Below are 18,287 nucleotides of genomic sequence, written 5' to 3'. Positions count from 1 at the left end.
AGCCCGGTACATTGGGTCGGTCCGTCCGGCGGAAACCGGCACGCAACGACCGTCGTGTCCGGGGCTACGCGGCATTCCGGACCGCGATTGTCTATCGCGGCCTTACAAACGACGCAAACGCTTTGTCGGACGAAACATTCGTACAATCGCGCCATTACCGAAATAAGTCTGTAACCACGGTTTTCCGCGGGTTAAGAGCAGTTGCATGAAACGCATCCCGCTCTGCACCGCAGCATTTTCAGCATTTCTGGTCGCATGTTCGCCGGTGTCGGCACGCCAGGGCCCACCCGTTCCTGTTAACGTTATCGGCGAATCGGCGGCCATTCCCTATGCCCGGGTCGCGCGGCTGGCATTGGAAAGCGATATCGTGCTGGATGCCACGATTCGCTCGGTCGCGCGGATCGCGCCGGCGGAAGCGCCCGGCCTGGCGCCCGGCCATGTCCGTTTCTACGTCACCGCCGATGTCGGTGCGCTGATTCGCGCCAACGGCCCCCTGCCCGCCCGTGTCGGCTATCTGGTCGACGTCCCGTTCGACCCGCGCGGCCGTGCGCCCAACCTGAAGCGGCAGCGCATCATCGCCTTTGCCCGCGCAGTGGCCGGGCGTCCCGATCAGGTACAGTTGGTGACGCCAGACGCACAATTTACCTGGGCACCGGCGCTCGACCAGCGGGTGCGCGACGTCGTGCGCGAGGTGATCGCGCCGGATGCACCGCCCGCGATCACCGGGATCGGCAATGCGTTCCACGTACCGGGCACGCTGCCGGGCGAAGGCGAGACGCAGATCTTCCTGCAAACGACCACCGGAGCACCGGTGTCGCTGCTGATCCTGCGCCGTCCGGGCGAGCAGAAGCGCTGGGCGCTGTCGCTGGGCGACATCATCGACGAGGCCGGCGGCGCGCCGAAGCCCGATACGCTGGCCTGGTATCGGCTGAGCTGCGGCTTGCCCGATGCGCTGCCCGACACCAGCCTGCAGTCGCAGGATGCGGACAATGCCGCGATCGCGCGCGAGGATTATGCGTTCGTGCGCGAATCGCTGGGCCGGTGCGACGACGGACGCACCGGCTGACCTCGCCTCAGCGGGCGAGGTGCACGAAGTCGCGTTCGAACCAGACCAGCCCGGCGCCGCCATCGACGAACAGCGTCTGTCCGGTCGACGCCTCCGCACGGGCGAGGAACAGCACCGCATCGGCGACCTGATCGATATCGGGTAGCCGGCCGAGCGGCATCAGCGCCGCCAGCCGATCGACCTGTTCCGGGCTATAGTCGTCGGTCGCCAGGGTCAGCCCGGGGGCGACGCCGTTGACCCGCACCGCCGGCGCCAGCGCCAGCGCCAGCGTTCGCGTCGCTTCACCCAGCGCCTGTTTCGACACGGTATAGGCCAGCTGATCGCGGTGCGGATGGGCGATGCGCTGGTCGAGGATGTTGACCACCACGCATCCACCCTGTTCCGCCAGCTTGGTCGCCAGCACGAACGGCGCAGCGGCATTGACCGCGAAATGCGACGTCAGCGATTCCGGCGTCGGATGGCTCGCATCGTCGGCACGAAAGCATGACGCATTGTTGACCAGCAGGTCGACCCGCCGCCCGAACCGCGCCGCGACCGCCGGGATCAGCCCCTGCGTCGCGTCCCCATCGGCCAGATCGGCGGCGAAGCAATGATGCGTCGCACCGGCGGCCGCAATGGTCGCGGTGACCTCCGCCTCCGGCTCGCCGGCATGCGACGCGTGGAGCGCCACGTCATAACCCGCCTGCGCCAGCCGCCCGGCGATATGCCCGCCCAGCCGCCGGAAGCTGCCGGTAATCAGCGCCAGCGGGCGGCTCACCGCCGGTGCCGGACCATGGTGACGCCGATCGATTCGCCCGCTTCGGCAATGGCCAGCTTGACGATACGGATCTTTACCCGCTGCACGCGCGGGTCGGACATGAACAGCGTATCGACGATATGGTCCGCGACCCCTTCGATCAGGGTGAAATGGACGCCGGGCGGCAGCGAGCTGGTTGCCGCTTCCTTCAGGTCCATATAGCTTTTCGAGGCGGACAGCGGCGTGTCGGGCGTGAAGCGCTCCGGACAGTCGAGATCGACCGTCATCGAAATGCGCAACGGTTGCGGCAGATGGGTTTCCTCGGAGTAAATGCCCGTCAGGACATTCACTTCGATGTCGTGGACTTCCAGTTGAAGCGAATCGTGCAAACGGCACCTGTCATCGAAAGGGAATATCCGCGCGATAGCAGAAGCCGGCGGGCGCGTAAGCCGTTCGCCAATCTTCGCTTGTGCGACGCCGACGGGGCGGTACAGGCGCGTTTTCATACCCGATCGACTGGACCGAATTTGCCCGACCTGCTGCCCCTTGCCTCCGTCCCCGCCGCCGATGTCGAAGCGTTGCTCGATGCCGCCTTCGGACCCGACCGGCATGGACGCACCGCCTATCGGGTGCGCGAAGGGCTGTCGCCGATCGGCCATCTGAGCTTTGCGAAGGTGGAGGACGGGCGGCTGGTCGGTGCGATCCAGTGCTGGCCGGTGCAGCTGGAGGGGGATGACGGCGACGTATTGCCGCTGACCATGGTCGGCCCGGTGGCGGTGGCGCCCGATCGGCAGGGCACCGGGATCGGTCATGACCTGATGCAGCGGGCAATCGCGGCGGCGGGCGACGATGCGCCGCTGATGCTGGTCGGCGATGCACCTTATTATGCGCGCTTCGGGTTTACGGTGGAGCGGACCGGCGGATGGCGTATGCCCGGGCCGTATGATCCGGCGCGGGTGCTGGCGCGGGGCGACGTGCCGCTGCGAAACGGCATGCTCGCGCCGCGCCTGTCGCTCGTCGCCTGACCCCTTGTCGCGGGCGCCCCGAGCGAGCTAACGGATTTCCCATGCCCATGCAGCCCCCCGCCGATTTCGCTTCGCTGTCGCTTGCTGAGGTGGCGCGCCTTGCCGCCGAGGCGAAGCTGCCGCCGGTCGATCGCTGGAACCCGACGCATTGCGGCGACAGCGAGATGCGGATCGCCGCCGATGGCAGCTGGTTCCATCAGGGCAGCCCGATCGCCCGGGCGGAGATGGTGCGGCTGTTCGCGACGATCCTGCGGCGCGAACCCGACGGCTCCCATGTCCTGGTGACGCCGGTCGAAAAACTGTCGATCACGGTCGACGACGCACCGTTCGTCGCGGTCGAGGCGAAGCTGTCGGGCGAAGGCGATCAGGGCCGCATCGCGTTTCGCCTGAACACCGACGAGGTCGCGGTCGCCGATGCCGAGCATCCGATCCGGATCGAGGGGACGGCGGACGCGCCCCGGCCCTATCTGCGGGTTCGCGGCGGGATGGATGCGCTGATCGCGCGGACCGTATTCTACGAGCTGGTCGAGCAGCTGGTCGAGGGGCCGGACGGGCGGCGCGGGCTGTGGAGCGAGGGCGCGTTCTTTCCGTTCGAACCGGCATGACGCTGGCGGAGCGGCTGCGGGCGCGGCTCGCGGCGCCCGCCGGACCGCTGCTGGTGGGGGACCTGAACGGCGAGGCGCCGATGCCCGAGGGCGGATGGCGCGCGGCGGCGGTGCTGGTCGCGGTGACCGATTCCCCGGAACCCGGCGTGCTGCTGACGCAGCGGACCGGCGATTTGCGCACCCATGCCGGTCAGGTCGCCTTTCCCGGCGGCAGTATCGATCCGGCTGACGCGGGACCGGTCGACGCGGCGCTGCGCGAGGCGGCCGAGGAGATCGCGCTGCCGATCGGCACGGCGGAGGTGGTCGCGACGCTCGATCGCTATCATACGGTGACCGGGTTCGAGGTGACGCCGGTGTTGGCGACCGTGCCGGCCGACCTGCCGCTCGTCGCCAACCCGCGCGAGGTGGACGCGATCTTCGAAGTCCCGCTCGCCTTTCTGCTCGACGCCGCCAATCACGGGCGGGGCAGCCGGTGGCATGACGGGCGCGAGCGGCATTATTACGAACTGATCTTCGGCGAACGGCGCATCTGGGGTGCGACGGCGGCGATGATCGTCAACCTGGCGCAAAGACTGACATGGCCGTGAACGAACCCACCACCCTGCCCCCGCCGACTGGACGCAGCGGCCCGGCCTCGACCGGCTGGCCATGGCGCTCGGTGCCGAGGAGGGCGCGGCGCGCTATGTCGGTGGCGCGGTGCGCGACACGCTGCTGGGCCTTGCGGTCGCCGACATCGACGTCGCGACGATCCATCCGCCGCAGGAAGTCGTCCGCCGGCTGCAGGCCGCCGGAATCAAGGCGGTGCCCACGGGAATCGTGCATGGCACGATCACCGCGGTCGCCGACGGCACGGTCGTCGAGGTGACGACGCTGCGCCGCGACGTGAGCACCGACGGCCGGCATGCCGAGGTCGCCTTCACCGACGACTGGCAGGCCGATGCCGCCCGCCGCGATTTCACGATGAACGCGCTCTACGCGGACATGGGCGATCATCGGCTGCACGATTATTTCGGCGGGATCGCCGACCTGCGCGCCGGGCGCGTCCGCTTCATCGGCGATCCATTGCGCCGTATCGCCGAGGATCATCTGCGCATCCTGCGCTTCTTCCGCTTCCTCGCGCGGTTCGGCGATACGCCCGATGCCGAGGGATTGGCGGCCTGCGTCGCGCGGGCCAACGACCTGATGGCGCTGTCGCGGGAGCGGATCGCCGACGAACTGCTCAAGCTCCTGGTCGCGCGCGATGCGGTCGGCGTGCTGTGGCTGATGGTCGATAACGCGATCTGGCAACCGGTGCTGCCCGAACTCGACGGAGCCGCGGTCGACCGTCTGGCCGCACTGGTCGCGGCAGAAGCGGCGGCGGGCCTCGCGCCCGACCCGATCCGTCGCCTCGCCGCGTTGCTCGATACCGGCAATGCGGAAGGGGTCACCGCCCGGCTTAAACTGTCCAATGCCCAGCGCAAGCGCGTCGCCGTTGCGCTGGGCGACGCGGCTGACCATCCGTTGGCGCTGGGCTATCGCCTGGGGGTGGAGAGCGCCGTCGACCGCCTGCTGCTGACCGGCGATCCGGCGGCGGCGGAGAAGGTCGCCGGCTGGACGCGGCCGAGCCTGCCGCTGACTGGCGGGGCGCTGGTCGAACGCGGCCTAGCGCGCGGCCCCGACGTTGCGCGGGCGCTGCGGCAGGTCGAGGATCGCTGGATCGCCGAGGGTTTCCCCGACGCCGAGCGGACCGCGGCCATCGCCGATGCCGTGGTGGATCAGGCGTTGCGGGCGAGCAGCAACGCGTAAGCCGCGTCCGCATCGATCGGCCGCGAATAGAAATAGCCCTGCCCGAAGGCGCAGCCGAGCGCGACCAGCGTGTGTTCCAGCTCCTGCGTCTCGATCCCCTCGGCCGTCGTCCGCAGCCCCAACGCCTGCGCAAGGCTGAGGATCGCGCGCACGATCGCCACCTTGTCGCGATCGGCGAGCATGCCGGTAATGAAGCTGCGGTCGATCTTCAGCTTGTCGATCGGCAGCTTCTGCAGATAGGCGAGGTTGGAATAGCCGGTGCCGAAATCGTCCATCGCGATCTGCGCGCCCATTTCCTTCAGCGCCAGCATGGTCCGCAGCGTCCGGTCGGGATCGACGACGAACGCGCTTTCGGTCAGTTCGATGGTGAAGCGGTGGCCGGACAGCTGGTGCTGTGCCAGCACCTCGGCGAACATCGCCTCGACATTGTCGCGCTGCAATTGCACCGCCGACAGGTTGACCGCCATCCGTGCGCCACAATCGCCGCCCGCCATCCGGTCCCAGTCGGACAGCGTGCGCGCCGCCTCGTCCATCGCCCAGCGGCCGAGCGGGACGATCAGGCCCGATTCCTCGGCGACCGGGATGAAATCGACCGGCGAGATGTTTTCGCCTTCGGCCGTCCGCCAGCGGGCGAGCGCTTCGAAACTGCTGATCCGGCCGTTGGACAGGTCGCAGATCGGCTGGAATGCGAGGTGGAGCTGGCGCGCCTCCAGCGCATGCCGCAGCTGGGTCTCGATCGAAAACTGGCTGCGCACGATGTCGAACAGGTGCGGGCGATAGACCTCGGTCTGGCCGGTCCGTTTCGATCGCTTGACCGCGAACTGTGCGTGGCGGATCACGTCCTCCGCCTCGGCATCGCTATCCTCGGCCAACGCGATGCCGATCGAACATTCGACCCGAATGGTGAAGTCGGACAGCTGGAACGGCTGGATCAACGCCTGTTGCAGCCGGGTCGCGGCGTGCAGCGCGTCGTCGGCCCCGTCGCGCAGGCCCAACAGCACGGCGAACTCGTCCCCGCCGGTCCGCGCCAGCACGTCGGAACTGCGCAGTACGCCCTTGAACCGGCGCGCCACGGAGATCAGCAATTCGTCGCCCGACAGCGATCCCATACAGGCATTGACCCGGCTGAACCGGTCGAGGTTGATCGCCAGCACCGCATAGCGCGCCCGGTCGCCCGTCGCGACGCGTTCCTCGACCAGATCGCCGAAGCCTGTGCGGTTCGGTAGGCCGGTCAGCGAATCGGTGTTCATTTCGCGACGCAGGCTGGTTTCGGTGCGCTGTTCCGGGGTCTGGTCGACCAGCGACATGATACAGCGCGGCGTACCGGCCGATTCCTCCCGCCGGGCGAGCGTCACGTCATAATGGCGGCTATCGACCGCATCACCGAGCCGCAGCGCCATCCGCCGCCGGGTATCGCCCGACAGCAGGAACACGAGAATCTGGTCGCCGATTTCGTTCAGCAGCGCGGCCCGCCCTTCACGCGCCGCAAAGCCGGCCGCGCGAAAGGCGATATTCACCGTATCGAACACGACCGCGCCCGATACGACCGACGCGATCGCCGTCGGCACCGGCAACAGGTCGAGAATGGCTTCGCGCGGATCGAGCGCGGGCGTCGCGTCCAATTGGCAGGCGGACAGGTCGGCGAACGGAATCCGCACGCCCTGCTCCGGGATCGGGAACGCCTGCGACCTGAACGCCGAAAATATCTGCCTGCCGAACGCCATTGCTACCGCTATGGCCGACGGAGGTTAAAAGCTTCTGAAACCGAATACGGTTCGATCAAAAACGATTGTCGCGGGGAAATCCGTTGGGCGGCATCCGTCCGGCGGCACCGCGCGCGGCGCGCCATGGCGACAGGTCGCTTTCGGTCCGCATCCGCCCGGTCTCGCCGCCCATCGTCCAGTGCAGCCCGTCGGCAAAGCGTAGCGTGCGTGCATCGGACAGTCCGCCATCGCGGAAGCGTTGCAGCTGCACCCCCTGCCCACGCGCCATTTCCGCCAGTTCGGTCAGCGGGAACAGCACCAGCTTGCGGTTGTCGCCGATCGACGCGACATAATCGTCCTCCGCCGCGATCGGGCGGACGACCTTCAGCTTCGCGCCCGGACGCGGCGACATGACCTGCTTGCCCTTGCGCGTCTCGGCCAGCACATCGGCCACCCGGACCGCGAAGCCGCGCCCGTCGGTCGCCGCCAGCAACAGCCGGTCGGACGCCGCCGCCCGCGACAGTCCGACGATCCGTGCATCGCCATCGAGGTCGATCATCGCGCGCACCGGTTCGCCAAAGCCGCGCCCGCCCGGCAGCTTGTCCGCGCCCAGCGTGTAGAAACGTCCGCCATCGGTCGCCAGCAACAGCTTGTCGGTGGTATGCGCATGGAAGGCGAAGGCCGGCCCGTCGCCTTCCTTGAACCGCGCGGTATCGGCCGAGGCCAGGTCGACATGGCCGCGCAGCGCCCGTACCCAGCCGCGCTGCGACAGGATGACGGTCAGCGGCTCGCGCTCGATCATCGCCTCGGCCGGGATTTCGCGCGCGGGGGCGGCTTCCTCGACCGTCGTCCGGCGCTTGCCCAGCGGCGTTTCATGGCCGTAGCGGTCGCGCATCCTGGTCAGGTCGCGCTTCATCCGGGTGCGCTGCCGCGCATCGCTCGACAGCAGCAGGGTCAGTTCGGCCTGCTCCTTTTCCAGCTTCGCCCGCTCGCCGCGGATTTCCATTTCCTCCAGCTTGCGCAGGGAGCGCAGCCGCATGTTGAGGATCGCCTCCGCCTGCCGGTCGGTCAGGCTGAACTCGGCGATCAGCACCGGTTTCGGTTCGTCCTCGGTCCGGATGATCGCGATCACCCGGTCGAGGTTGAGATAGGCGGCAAGATAGCCGTCGAGCAGCTCGATCCGGTCGGCGATCTTCGCCAGCCGGTGTTCGCTGCGCCGGCGCAGCACGACGAACTGGTGATCGACCCACGCCTTCAACGCCTCGCGCAGCGGCATCACGCGCGGGGTGCGGTCCTTGTCCAGAACGTTGAGGTTGAGCGGCACCCGCGTTTCGAGGTCGGTCAGGCGGAACAGCCCGTCCATCAGCACCTGTGGGTCGACGGTCCGGCTGCGCGGTTCGAGCACGATGCGGATCTCGGCATCCGATTCGTCGCGGACATCGGTCAGGATCGGCAGCTTCTTGTCGTTGATCAGCGCCGCGATCTGTTCGATCAGCTTGCCCTTCTGCACGCCGTAGGGAATTTCGGTGATGACGATCTGCCAGCCGCCGCCCTTTTCCCGCTCGATCTCGTGCCGGGCGCGCACCCGGAAGCCACCGCGTCCGGTGGCATAGGATTCGCGGATCGCTGCGGGCGAATCGACCACGATGCCGCCGGTCGGGAAATCCGGCCCCCGGACATGCGCCAGCACCGCCGCGTCGTCCGCCTCGGGCTGATCGACCAGCACGATCGCCGCGTCGAACAATTCGGCGGCATTGTGCGGCGGCACGCTGGTCGCCATGCCGACCGCGATCCCGCTGGCACCATTGGCCAGCAGGTTGGGGAACATGCCGGGGAACAGCTCCGGCTCCTGCTCCTCGCCATTATAGGTGGGGCGGAAATCGGTCGCGTCTTCGTCCAGGCCCGCCATCAGGTCGATCGCGACCTGCGTCAGCCGTGCCTCGGTATACCGGTACGCAGCGGCATTATCGCCGTCGATATTGCCGAAATTGCCCTGCCCGTCGACCAGCGGGTAGCGCAGCGCGAAATCCTGCGCGAGGCGGACCATCGCGTCATAGACCGACTGGTCGCCATGCGGGTGGTATTTGCCGATCACGTCGCCGACGACGCGCGCGCATTTCTTGTACCCCGATGCGGGGTCCAGCTTCAGCAGCCGCATCGCCCATAGCAGGCGGCGGTGCACCGGCTTCAACCCGTCGCGGACGTCGGGCAGCGACCGGGCGGTGATCGTCGACAGCGCATAGACGAGATATCGTTCGGACAGGGCGCTGTCAAACGGTGCGTCGAACACGCCGATCGGCGTCGCGGGGTCGGTCAGATCACTTGCCATCGCGGATGCGATAGCAGGGGAATGCGACCCCTGCGAGGGGCGAAATGGAACGAACCGGGATCAGGCGGCCTGTCGGCCCGGAGCGTCCTGCGCCTGCGGCAGTTTTCCGTCGCACAATGCCCAGACATCGGCGACGATCGAGCGCCACTCGTCGCTGTCCATCTCGACCAGGCCGAACAGGCGCATCAGGAACGCCCCTTCCATCGCCAGAAAGGCGAGCCGCAGCCAGCGCCCCTCGTCGGTCGACACGTCGATCGCATCCAATCGATTGCGATACCAGCGCCGCACCTGCACCATGTGCTGTGGCGAATTGAGCAGCGAGACGAGCAGCGTCGGCGCGCCCCGCCGCGACCGGTCGTCATAGTTCGAACCATAGGCAATATGTGCCCGGATCCGTGACACTTCATCGTCCGGCACCGCACCCAGTTCGATCATGTGTTCGGCATATTCTTCCTGCCAGCGTTCGAACATCGCCGCGATCAGCGATTCCTTGCTGCGAAAGCTGTACTGTACCCCGCCATTGGTGATGCCCATGCGTTCGGCAACGGCGGCGATGGTCAGGCCGGCCGGCCCCTTTTCCATCGTTACCGCCTCGGCAGCGTCCAACAGCTTGTCCCGCTCGATCGTACGAATTCTACCCACGCAACGCCCCCTGCGGCTATCTCCCCGGATAGCAAAGTCTTTCCCCAACCGCTTCTTACCCAACCAGCCGGATACGCACAAATTTATTATACGATGTTGTCGACAGCATTGTTGTTTTCTGTCGGCTGTTGCAGATTTTCTTCATGTCACAATCCGTTACGCCGGACCGTCCCTGGGTTCCGATGACCTGGCCCGACCTGACCGGGCGCCCCCGATCCGAACCGGATCATGTTTTCCGCTACGGCGGCGACAGTTTGCAGGTGGTCGATCTGTGGCTGCCGAAGGGCACGACAAAGGGCCGCTGGCCGACGATCCTGATGGTTCATGGTGGATGCTGGCAGAGCGCGATCGCCGACCGGCGGCTGATGGACTGGGCCGCAGGCGACCTGCGCGACCGGGGCTTTGCGGTGTGGAACATCGACTATCGCGGAGTCGACCGCGACGGAGGCGGCTATCCGGGCACCTTCCGCGACGTCGCCGCAGCGGCCGACCTGCTGCGCGACCATGCCGATGCCTGTCACCTCGACCTGTCGCGGGTCGTCGCGGTCGGACATTCGGCGGGCGGTCATCTTGCCTTGTGGCTTGCTGCCCGCCACCGCCTGCCGGTCGGGAGCGTGCTGGCGGACGGCGACCCGCTGCCGATCGCCCATGTCGTCAGCCTGGGCGGCCTGCCCGATCTGGCCGCAGTCGAATCGAGCCCCGACAATGGTTGCGGCACCGATGTCATCGCCCGCTTGGTCGGCGACCGGCCCGATCGCTTCGCCGACACGTCGGTGCCGTGCCTGCTTCCGATCGGCGTGCCGGTCGACCTTCTCAACGGACGCGACGACCGGATCGTGCCGGCACGGATGGCGCCGGCCTTTGCCACTATGGCGCAGGAGAAGGGTGACGAGGTCACCGTCCACGAGGTCGCCGATACGGGCCATGTCGAGCTGATCTCCCCCGGAACGCCGGCCTGGGAGGCGGCGATCAACCTTGTCTGGCGCGCTGCATCTCCCGGCAGACAACTGGAAATTTGACACATTGCCATGATTGAGCCACATTTTGGCCTCAATTAAGGCAAAGGTGGATCATGCGATATCGCGCTTCCTTATTCGCCCTGCTGGTCGTTGCCGGTTGCAGCCAAGCGCCCGGCGACCCGTCCGAACAGGCCGCCCCCGGCGTCGACGTCACCGCCGCACCCGGTGTCGCCTTCAGCTATCGCTACGGCTTCCGCCTGCCCGCCGCACGGATCGCCGCCGTGCAGGAGGCGCATGCCGCCGCCTGCGAACGGCTCGGCATCGCGCGCTGCCGGATCACCGCGATGCGCTATACCCGCAGCGAGGATAACGAGATTTCCGCAATGCTCGGCTTCTCGCTTGCCCCGGAACTTGCCCGCAGCTTCGGGCGCGACGGTATTCGCGGGGTCGAAGGTGCCGAGGGCATGCTGCTCGATTCAGAAATCACCGGCGAAGACGCCGGCGCGAAGATCGACCAGCTGGCACAGGCGCGCGATGCCGCAACCGCCGACCGCTCGGCGATCGACGCCCGCAGCGGCACTACCAGTCGCGAAGCCCGCGCCGAACTGGAACGACAACGCGCCGCCGCCGTCGGATCGGAACGGGAGGCTGGCGCCGCCATCGCCGAACAGCGGCCCGCGCTTGCCGCAACGCCGGTGGTGTTCGACTATCGATCGGGCGAGGCGATCCGCAGCTTCGATCCGGCATCGCCCTTCACCCGCGCCGCCGACCTGTCGGTCGCCTCGGCGCGCTGGACCATCGGCACCGCACTTGCCCTGATCGGCCTTACCCTGCCGCCCTTGGCGCTGGCGTTGCTCGGATTGCTGCTGTGGCGCCGCGTCCGGCCGCTGCTGCCGAAGCGGGTCCCCCTCGCGGGCTGATTGCGCGAGCGGCCCCCTTCGGCTATGCGGCGGCTTTCCGCAGGGGGCCGGACATAATCGCTCTGGCCCATGCCGTTTCGTTGAAGGGAATCGCATGGCTCGCCGCCGCCAGATCTACGAAGGCAAGGCAAAGATCCTTTATGAGGGTCCGGAACCGGGTACGCTGATCCAGTATTTCAAGGACGACGCCACCGCCTTCAACGCCCAGAAAAAGGGCACGATCAACGGCAAGGGCGTGCTGAACAACCGGATTTCCGAGCATGTCTTCACGCTGCTCGGCAATATCGGCGTGCCGACCCACTTCATCCGGCGCCTGAACATGCGCGAGCAGCTGATCCGGCAGGTCGAGATCGTGCCGATCGAGGTCGTGGTACGCAATGTCGCGGCCGGTTCGATCAGCAAGCGGCTGGGTATCGAGGAGGGCCAGCAGCTTCCGCGCACGATCATCGAATATTATTACAAGGACGACGCACTCGGCGATCCGATGGTGTCGGACGAACATATCCTGTGCTTCGGCTGGGCGGCGCAGGACGAACTGCACGAGATGGCCGACATGGCGATCCGGGTGAACGATTTCCTGTCGGGCCTGTTCGCCGGGATCGGCATCCGCCTGGTCGACTTCAAGCTCGAATTCGGTCGCATTTGGGACAATGATTTCAGCCGGATCATTTTGGCCGACGAAATCAGCCCCGATGGCTGCCGGTTGTGGGACATGACCACTAACGAAAAGCTCGACAAGGATCGCTTCCGTCGTGACCTCGGTGGTGAGGTCGAGGCGTATCAGGAAGTCGCGCGGCGGCTTGGTCTGTTGCCGGAAGGCGCGGATTCGGCGGTGCTCGACCTTGAGACACATCGCAAGAAGCGCGAGAAGTAAGGCTACAACGCCTGCAACATGACGTACCCCCGCGCAGGCGGGGGTCCAGAGCCCGACACGCCAACGTGCCGGTTGCGACCTTGGACCCCCGCCTGCGCGGGGGTACATGTTTGTGAAACCCCTTACCCCCGCGCGAACAGCGCCGGGTCGAGCGCCATCACCGCATCGGCCCCGCCTTCGATCTTCCGCCGCAGCGCGCCGGTGTCCGGAATGATCCGCTCGGCATAGAAGCGCGCGGTCACCCGCTTGGCCTCGATGAACGCCGGATCGCCCTCGCCCGCCGCGGCCAGCGCTTCCGCCGCCGTCAGCATCCGCAGCCACATCAGGCCCGTCGCGACGATGCCCATGATGTGCATGTAGGAATGCGCGCCCGCCCCGACATGGTTCGGGTTCTGCATGCCATTGCCCATGAACCACATCGTCGCCGCCTGCAGGTCCTTGAGTCCGCGCTCCAGACGCTCGGCGAAGTCGCGCGTCGCGTCGGCACCCTTGGCGGTCGCGATCTCTTCCGCGACGATACGGAAGAAATGCTGGATCGCGCGCCCGCCATTCTGCGCCAGCTTGCGCCCGACCAGGTCCATCGCCTGCACGCCGTTGGTGCCTTCATAGATCATCGCGATCCGGGCATCGCGGACATACTGCTCCATGCCCCATTCGGCAATGTAGCCATGGCCGCCATAGACCTGTTGCGCGTTGGTCGCGACGTCATAGCCCTTGTCGGTGCCATAGCCCTTGATGACCGGGGTCAGCAGCCCGACCAGATCGTCGGCCAGCTCACGCGCCGCCGCGTCCTCGCTCATATGCGCGAGGTCGACCTGCAACGCGCCCCACAGGCACAGCGCGCGCAGCCCCTCGGTGAGCGCCTTCCCCTCCATCAGCATCCGGCGGACATCGGGATGGACGAACAGCGTATCGGCCTTCTCGCCCGGCTCGTTCGGGCCGGTCAGCGCCCGCCCCTGCCGCCGGTCGCCGGCATAGATCACCGCGTTCTGGTACGCGGTTTCCGCCACGCCCAGCCCCTGCAACCCGACACCCAGCCGCGCGGCGTTCATCATGATGAACATGGCGGCAAGGCCCTTCATCTCCTCGCCGACCAGCCAGCCCTTCGCCCCGTCATAGTTCATGACGCAGGTCGAATTGGCGTGGATGCCCATCTTGTGTTCGATCGAACCGCAGCTGACCGGATTGCGATCACCCAGCGACCCGTCCTCGTTCACCAGGAACTTGGGCACCACGAACAGCGAAATCCCCTTCGAGCTTTCCGGCGCGCCCGGCGTCTTGGCTAGGACGAGGTGGATGATGTTGTCGGTCAGGTCATGCTCGCCCGACGAGATGAAGATCTTGGTGCCGGTGATCGCCCACGACCCGTCGTCGTTCGGCACTGCGCGCGTCTTGATAAGGCCCAGATCGGTGCCGCATTGCGGCTCGGTCAGGTTCATGGTGCCGCCCCATTCGCCCGACACCATCTTGGGCACGTACATCGCCTGCTGTTCGGGGCTGCCCTTCACCAGCAGCGCGGCAATCGCGCCATGGGTCAGCCCCGGATACATGGCAAAGGCCATGTTGGCCGAAATCAGATATTCCTCGAACGCGGTCGCCACGACATGCGGCATCGCCTGCCCGCCGAACTGCTCCGGTGCCGACAGCGTGCCCCAGCCCGATTCGATGAAACGGCGATAGGCATCCTTGAACCCCTCAGGCGTCGTCACGCTGCCATCGGCATGACGGGTACAGCCCTGCTGGTCACCCGATGCGTTGAGCGGGAACAGCACTTCGGCAACGAAGCGCCCCCCCTCTTCCAGCACCGCCTCCACGGTATCGGGCGTGGCATTGGCGAAGCCCGGCAGCGCGGCATGGTCGCCGATCTTCAGGACATGGTCGAGGATGAAGCGCGTGTCGCGGACCGGCGGGGTGTAGCTGGGCATGGGGTCAATCCTTCTCCGGGGATGCGCCCTCTGACGGGGCGGCCTGCAAGGGGAGCGCTTCGATCGTGGTCACGAAGTCGCTGAGTTCGGCGATGGCAGCATCGATATCGCGCCGCTGGTTTTCGAGCAGGGCGATCCGGTCGCGGCATTTCTGGACCGTCACCTGTCGCTGCACGACGCGGCCGTCGCCGATATCGTACAGGTCGATCATCTCGCGAATTTCGGCGAGGCTGAACCCGACCCGCTTGCCGCGAAGGATCCAGGCGAGACGCACGCGGTCGCGCTGCGAATAGATGCGCGCCAGACCACGTCGTTCCGGCGCGATCAGCCCCTCATCCTCATAGAAGCGCAGCGCCCGCGCCGTCACGCCGAACTCGTTGCACAGGTCGGTGATCGAGAAACGGTCGGCCTCGGTCGATTCGATGGTCTGGGCAGGAGATGCTTCCATGCCCATAAACCTAGTTTACGTTGACGTGAACGTCAACCTTCGTCTGCAGGTGGAGGCGCGGGCGGGCAGTCGGCCCGCCGCGCAGGCTTGCGCTTCACCGCCGTCGTCGCGAATTCGGCCGCATCCAGCGTTCCGTCGCGCCCCTTGTCGGCGGTTGCGAACTTGGTCGTCGTCTTGGCGGCCCATTCGTCGAAGCTCAGCCGCCCGTCGCCATTGGTGTCGAGCTTCGCATAGGCCTTGCGCCGCGACGCCAGATATTCGTCGCGGGTGATGCGGCCGTCGCGATCCTTGTCATACCGGTCGAAACGCTTCTGCTCGCGCGTGCGCTGCGTCGCTGCCGGTGGATCATCGGCAAGCGGGGTATCGATGCCGGCGGTGGATGCCGTCACCTTTGGCGGCGGCGGCAGTTTCTCCACCGCCGCATCGCTGCGAAACAGGAACAGCCCCGCCGCGACCAGCGCCAGCGCCGACCCCACCCCCGCCAAGAATCGCCACATCGCCCGCTCCCCGAAGTTCACCCCGTTACACGCCAGCGATCACCGTCCGGCAAGCCCGAACCACATCAGCCGCGCGGCGCGCTTCGGGCCGCCCTGCGGCACCCCTGCGAGTTCCAGCCGTGCGGACAGTGCCAGCATCCCCAACGGACGCGCCGCCCCGCGCAGCGATCCGGCCAGCGCCTCACCCGCCAGCCGATCCGCCCTCGCAGCGGTCGCCGCATCGCTCTGGTGCCGCGCCAGGTCGAACAACGCCCATCCCCGCCCGAGTCGCTCGGCCGCCGCGCGGTCACCGCCCAGCACCCTGGTCGCAGCCGCGAACAGGACACCGCCCCGCCCCGCCCCGAACCGGTCGAGAGCGTCGTCGTCCAGCGCCTCTTCCTCGATCAACACATCCCAGCCGTCGACGATCCTCGACAGATCGACTCCGGTCACGCCGCGTGGCAGCACGTCGGCAGCCAGCGCTTCCAACACCGGCATCGCCGGCGGCGGGGCGGAGTCGAGCTTCGCCAACTGCTCGCGCCACCATGCCAGGCGGATCTGCCCCAGCGCTGGCTGCGTCGTCGAGCGGATGACATCGCCCATCGCCGCATCCAGCGCCAGCAGCGCGGACAGCGCGGCACGGCGGCCGTCATCGGGGGCATAGGCGAGGGCGAGGTCGCGTTCGGGATCATGGTGCATCGCGGCGATCAGCCTGCCTATTAAACATCCGTCAACCCCACTCGGGCATGAAAGCCTGTGAAATGCGCGGGGTGCGACTCCGCGCCATGGCAGATGGACTGGGCGGGGCATGGGCGGATCGGCAGGCGAGCAGGACAAGGTACGGGCGGGAGGCATTCTCGGCCGCCTTGCTCGCGATCGCCGCGGCAATACGCTGGCGATGATGGCGATCTCGCTGATCCCGCTCGTCGGCTTGGCCGGATCGGCGATCGACACGGCCCGCGTCTATTATGTGAAGGTGCGCCTCCAGCAGGCGTGCGACGCGGGTGTGCTCGCCGGCCGCAAGTTCATGAACGGCACCGATTTCGACACCAACGCTCAACAGCAGGCGCATGCGTTCTTCGCCAACAATTTCAGGGCCGGGATGATGGGGTCCCAGTCCCCGTCCTTCGTGCCCGTGCGCACGATCGAGAATCAGGTTGCGGGCACGGCCAGCACCACCGTGCCGATGACGTTGATGCGAATGGCCGGTTTTGCGCCGGTCAACATTTCGGTCACTTGCGAAGCGAAGCTGGAAATCCCGAACCTCGACATCATGTTCGTTCTCGACACGACCGGGTCGATGGCGGACACTAATCCGGGCGACAGCACGAACAAGATCACCGGCCTGCGCAACGCCGTCGTCAATTTCTACGACACGGTGGAATCGGCCAAGAAGACCGGCACCCAAGTCCGCTACGGTGCTGTTCCCTACTCTTCCAACGTCAATGTCGGCATGTTGCTGAAACCCGAATGGGTCGTTGATGAATGGACCTACCAATCACGAATTCCCGATGGCACCTCGAATTCCAGTTCGACGTCGACTGACAACAATCCGTACGTATGGGATGGCTGGTCCGGATGGACGAAGGAAAGCGGTGACACCGGCCGACGCATATCGCGTCAACCGGCCGAAAGCTGCGTCCGACCGGGAGACACTTATAAAGAGACGCCGATTGAGTACGGAAACTGGACCGGACCGGCAGACGGCCGGCAGTCCCAGTTCAGTCGATGGACGATTACCGGCAGCAAGTTTTCCGCATCGCTGTCGAACGGCATCTGTACGATTACGGAAGACTGGTTCAGCAACACAGTCCAGACGCGGACCGACTACCGCAAACCGAACCCGAACAAGGGGAAAACGACCACCACCACAACGACAAACTACATCTGGAAATATCAGCCGGTTAGGTATGACGTCAGGCCATTGAAAGGCAGTGGTCCCACAGTCAGTGGTGGCACGATCAGCGTGCAAGTTGGCAATAATCACACATTCCGTGATATCTCCTGGAATTCCTCATCGGGGTGCATTGAAGAACGCCAGACGGTTAAGCAGGACACTTACCCGACGATTCCGGCTGCAGCCTACGACCTTGATGTCGACATGGTCCCGACAACTGATCCGGCAACACAGTGGAAACCGTGGCTGCCTTTCCTGGTGTACGCACGATACGACATAAACAACTGGCAAACCCAAATGGTTAGAACCAGTTCGAATTACCAAAATATCGGCGACTATAATGTCAACGGTAACCGGCTGGCCTATTGCCCCAGTCCGGCCATGAAGCTGCAAGTTACAAACCGCGGAAACCTCGTTAGCTATGTGAAGCAACTGCAGGTTGGCGGCGGCACGTACCACGATATCGGATTTTTGTGGGGTCTTCGCCTCATATCGCCGACTGGCCTATTCGCGAGTGAGAATGCGGCTGCGTCGAACGGAAGCCAAATTTCCCGCCACCTGATCTTCATGACGGATGGTCAGACCGATACCGGGCGGCAGATCTACGAGGCGTACGGCCTGTCCGCGCTCGACCAGCGTCGCACCAACGGCATGCCGACGGATACGCAACAGAACAACATCGTGGCCAACCGTCTGAGCGCGTTGTGCGACGTCGCGCGCCGCAAGAATATCACCGTCTGGGTCATCGCGTTCGGCACGACCCTCAGCCCGATGCTGGAACAATGCGCCGCCGGCGGCCGGGCGTTTCAGGCGGCGAATACCGCGCAGCTCAATACCGCATTCAGCAACATCGCGGCGCAGATCGCCAAGCTGCGAGTGTCGCGGTGAGGCGGTTCG

General features: G+C 66.3%; 18 protein-coding genes. 9 read left to right on the top strand and 9 right to left on the bottom strand.

Going from position 1 to position 18,287, the window contains the following annotated elements:
- The first annotated feature begins 205 nt into the window (after positions 1-205).
- On the top strand, positions 206-1,066 hold the full coding sequence (locus PPZ50_RS09740) for a hypothetical protein (protein WP_066687467.1): 861 nt from the start codon (positions 206-208) through the stop codon (positions 1,064-1,066).
- Between the two features lie 7 nt (positions 1,067-1,073).
- Here the strand turns inward: PPZ50_RS09740 and PPZ50_RS09735 are convergent, their stop codons facing one another.
- Together PPZ50_RS09735 and PPZ50_RS09730 are read right to left on the bottom strand one after the other, a co-directional pair.
- On the bottom strand, positions 1,074-1,823 hold the full coding sequence (locus tag PPZ50_RS09735; RefSeq protein ID WP_066687462.1) for an SDR family oxidoreductase: 750 nt from the start codon (positions 1,821-1,823) through the stop codon (positions 1,074-1,076).
- Entirely contained in the window at positions 1,820-2,191 is a 372-nt protein-coding gene (locus tag PPZ50_RS09730; RefSeq protein ID WP_066687460.1) for a dihydroneopterin aldolase, read from the bottom strand. The genes PPZ50_RS09735 and PPZ50_RS09730 overlap by 4 nt, the downstream gene beginning before the upstream one ends.
- 138 nt (positions 2,192-2,329) lie before the next feature.
- Between PPZ50_RS09730 and PPZ50_RS09725 the strand changes: the two genes are divergently transcribed.
- From PPZ50_RS09725 to PPZ50_RS09710, 4 genes are all read left to right on the top strand, one after another.
- Positions 2,330-2,827: a GNAT family N-acetyltransferase gene (locus PPZ50_RS09725; protein WP_066687458.1), complete on the top strand. Its 498-nt coding sequence runs from the start codon at positions 2,330-2,332 to the stop codon at positions 2,825-2,827.
- Positions 2,828-2,868: 41 nt separating this feature from the next.
- Entirely contained in the window at positions 2,869-3,432 is a 564-nt protein-coding gene (locus PPZ50_RS09720; protein ID WP_066687456.1) for a DUF1285 domain-containing protein, read from the top strand.
- Positions 3,429-4,019 (top strand): CoA pyrophosphatase, encoded by a 591-nt coding sequence (locus PPZ50_RS09715; protein WP_066687449.1) that lies wholly within the window; start codon positions 3,429-3,431, stop codon positions 4,017-4,019. The genes PPZ50_RS09720 and PPZ50_RS09715 overlap by 4 nt, the downstream gene beginning before the upstream one ends.
- Before the next feature lie 61 nt (positions 4,020-4,080).
- Complete coding sequence (locus tag PPZ50_RS09710) at positions 4,081-5,217, top strand: CCA tRNA nucleotidyltransferase (protein ID WP_232307846.1); 1,137 nt, start codon at positions 4,081-4,083, stop codon at positions 5,215-5,217.
- On the opposite strand, the gene PPZ50_RS09705 is transcribed toward PPZ50_RS09710, so the two are convergent.
- The 3 genes from PPZ50_RS09705 to PPZ50_RS09695 are packed head-to-tail and all read right to left on the bottom strand — an operon-like array spanning position 5,187 to position 9,891.
- A complete protein-coding gene (locus PPZ50_RS09705) occupies positions 5,187-6,941 on the bottom strand; it encodes a putative bifunctional diguanylate cyclase/phosphodiesterase (protein WP_084401210.1) in 1,755 nt (584 codons plus the stop codon). The two genes, PPZ50_RS09710 and PPZ50_RS09705, sit on opposite strands and share 31 nt — an antisense overlap.
- Before the next feature lie 55 nt (positions 6,942-6,996).
- A complete protein-coding gene (gene parC, locus PPZ50_RS09700; RefSeq protein ID WP_066687438.1) occupies positions 6,997-9,249 on the bottom strand; it encodes a DNA topoisomerase IV subunit A in 2,253 nt (750 codons plus the stop codon).
- Between the two features lie 60 nt (positions 9,250-9,309).
- On the bottom strand, positions 9,310-9,891 hold the full coding sequence (locus PPZ50_RS09695) for a TetR/AcrR family transcriptional regulator (RefSeq protein ID WP_126014137.1): 582 nt from the start codon (positions 9,889-9,891) through the stop codon (positions 9,310-9,312).
- A gap of 182 nt (positions 9,892-10,073) precedes the next feature.
- Between PPZ50_RS09695 and PPZ50_RS09690 the strand changes: the two genes are divergently transcribed.
- From PPZ50_RS09690 to purC, 3 genes are all read left to right on the top strand, one after another.
- Positions 10,074-10,910, top strand: coding sequence for an alpha/beta hydrolase family protein (locus tag PPZ50_RS09690; RefSeq protein ID WP_066687432.1), 837 nt, complete (start codon positions 10,074-10,076; stop codon positions 10,908-10,910).
- A 53-nt stretch (positions 10,911-10,963) separates the two neighbouring features.
- Complete coding sequence (locus tag PPZ50_RS09685) at positions 10,964-11,770, top strand: hypothetical protein (protein ID WP_066687429.1); 807 nt, start codon at positions 10,964-10,966, stop codon at positions 11,768-11,770.
- 94 nt (positions 11,771-11,864) lie between these two features.
- Positions 11,865-12,644 (top strand): phosphoribosylaminoimidazolesuccinocarboxamide synthase, encoded by a 780-nt coding sequence (purC, locus tag PPZ50_RS09680; protein WP_066687427.1) that lies wholly within the window; start codon positions 11,865-11,867, stop codon positions 12,642-12,644.
- Positions 12,645-12,766: 122 nt separating this feature from the next.
- On the opposite strand, the gene PPZ50_RS09675 is transcribed toward purC, so the two are convergent.
- From PPZ50_RS09675 to PPZ50_RS09660, 4 genes are read right to left on the bottom strand one after another with little or no spacing between them, the layout of a single operon-like run.
- Positions 12,767-14,569 (bottom strand): acyl-CoA dehydrogenase C-terminal domain-containing protein, encoded by a 1,803-nt coding sequence (locus PPZ50_RS09675; protein ID WP_066687425.1) that lies wholly within the window; start codon positions 14,567-14,569, stop codon positions 12,767-12,769.
- Positions 14,570-14,573: 4 nt separating this feature from the next.
- Positions 14,574-15,017, bottom strand: a complete 444-nt coding sequence (locus PPZ50_RS09670) for a MerR family transcriptional regulator (RefSeq protein WP_084401208.1) — start codon at positions 15,015-15,017, stop codon at positions 14,574-14,576.
- A gap of 32 nt (positions 15,018-15,049) precedes the next feature.
- Complete coding sequence (locus tag PPZ50_RS09665; RefSeq protein WP_066687420.1) at positions 15,050-15,514, bottom strand: EF-hand domain-containing protein; 465 nt, start codon at positions 15,512-15,514, stop codon at positions 15,050-15,052.
- A 39-nt stretch (positions 15,515-15,553) separates the two neighbouring features.
- Complete coding sequence (locus PPZ50_RS09660; protein ID WP_066687418.1) at positions 15,554-16,192, bottom strand: squalene/phytoene synthase family protein; 639 nt, start codon at positions 16,190-16,192, stop codon at positions 15,554-15,556.
- A 109-nt stretch (positions 16,193-16,301) separates the two neighbouring features.
- On the opposite strand from PPZ50_RS09660, the gene PPZ50_RS09655 reads away from it, so the two are divergent.
- Positions 16,302-18,278, top strand: a complete 1,977-nt coding sequence (locus PPZ50_RS09655; protein ID WP_066687416.1) for a TadE/TadG family type IV pilus assembly protein — start codon at positions 16,302-16,304, stop codon at positions 18,276-18,278.
- Positions 18,279-18,287: the final 9 nt, after the last annotated feature.

The organism is Sphingomonas hankookensis, assembly GCF_028551275.1.
Taxonomy (GTDB): domain Bacteria; phylum Pseudomonadota; class Alphaproteobacteria; order Sphingomonadales; family Sphingomonadaceae; genus Sphingomonas; species Sphingomonas hankookensis_A.
The sequence above is the reverse complement of the archived record's forward strand: the minus strand, read 5'-3'. Positions and strand labels throughout refer to the sequence as shown.

Excerpts from the sequence above, each read along its gene's own strand:
- parC (WP_066687438.1), bottom strand. The coding sequence starts at position 9,249 with ATGGCAAGTGATCTGACCGACCCCGCGACGCCGATCGGCGTGTTCGAC.
- PPZ50_RS09685 (WP_066687429.1), top strand. The coding sequence starts at position 10,964 with ATGCGATATCGCGCTTCCTTATTCGCCCTGCTGGTCGTTGCCGGTTGC.
- PPZ50_RS09710 (WP_232307846.1), top strand. The coding sequence starts at position 4,081 with ATGGCGCTCGGTGCCGAGGAGGGCGCGGCGCGCTATGTCGGTGGCGCG.
- PPZ50_RS09720 (WP_066687456.1), top strand. The coding sequence starts at position 2,869 with ATGCCCATGCAGCCCCCCGCCGATTTCGCTTCGCTGTCGCTTGCTGAG.
- PPZ50_RS09740 (WP_066687467.1), top strand. The coding sequence starts at position 206 with ATGAAACGCATCCCGCTCTGCACCGCAGCATTTTCAGCATTTCTGGTC.
- PPZ50_RS09690 (WP_066687432.1), top strand. The coding sequence starts at position 10,074 with ATGACCTGGCCCGACCTGACCGGGCGCCCCCGATCCGAACCGGATCAT.
- PPZ50_RS09660 (WP_066687418.1), bottom strand. The coding sequence starts at position 16,192 with ATGCACCATGATCCCGAACGCGACCTCGCCCTCGCCTATGCCCCCGAT.
- PPZ50_RS09715 (WP_066687449.1), top strand. The coding sequence starts at position 3,429 with ATGACGCTGGCGGAGCGGCTGCGGGCGCGGCTCGCGGCGCCCGCCGGA.
- PPZ50_RS09655 (WP_066687416.1), top strand. The coding sequence starts at position 16,302 with ATGGGCGGATCGGCAGGCGAGCAGGACAAGGTACGGGCGGGAGGCATT.
- PPZ50_RS09705 (WP_084401210.1), bottom strand. The coding sequence starts at position 6,941 with ATGGCGTTCGGCAGGCAGATATTTTCGGCGTTCAGGTCGCAGGCGTTC.
- PPZ50_RS09675 (WP_066687425.1), bottom strand. The coding sequence starts at position 14,569 with ATGCCCAGCTACACCCCGCCGGTCCGCGACACGCGCTTCATCCTCGAC.
- purC (WP_066687427.1), top strand. The coding sequence starts at position 11,865 with ATGGCTCGCCGCCGCCAGATCTACGAAGGCAAGGCAAAGATCCTTTAT.
- PPZ50_RS09670 (WP_084401208.1), bottom strand. The coding sequence starts at position 15,017 with ATGGAAGCATCTCCTGCCCAGACCATCGAATCGACCGAGGCCGACCGT.
- PPZ50_RS09665 (WP_066687420.1), bottom strand. The coding sequence starts at position 15,514 with ATGTGGCGATTCTTGGCGGGGGTGGGGTCGGCGCTGGCGCTGGTCGCG.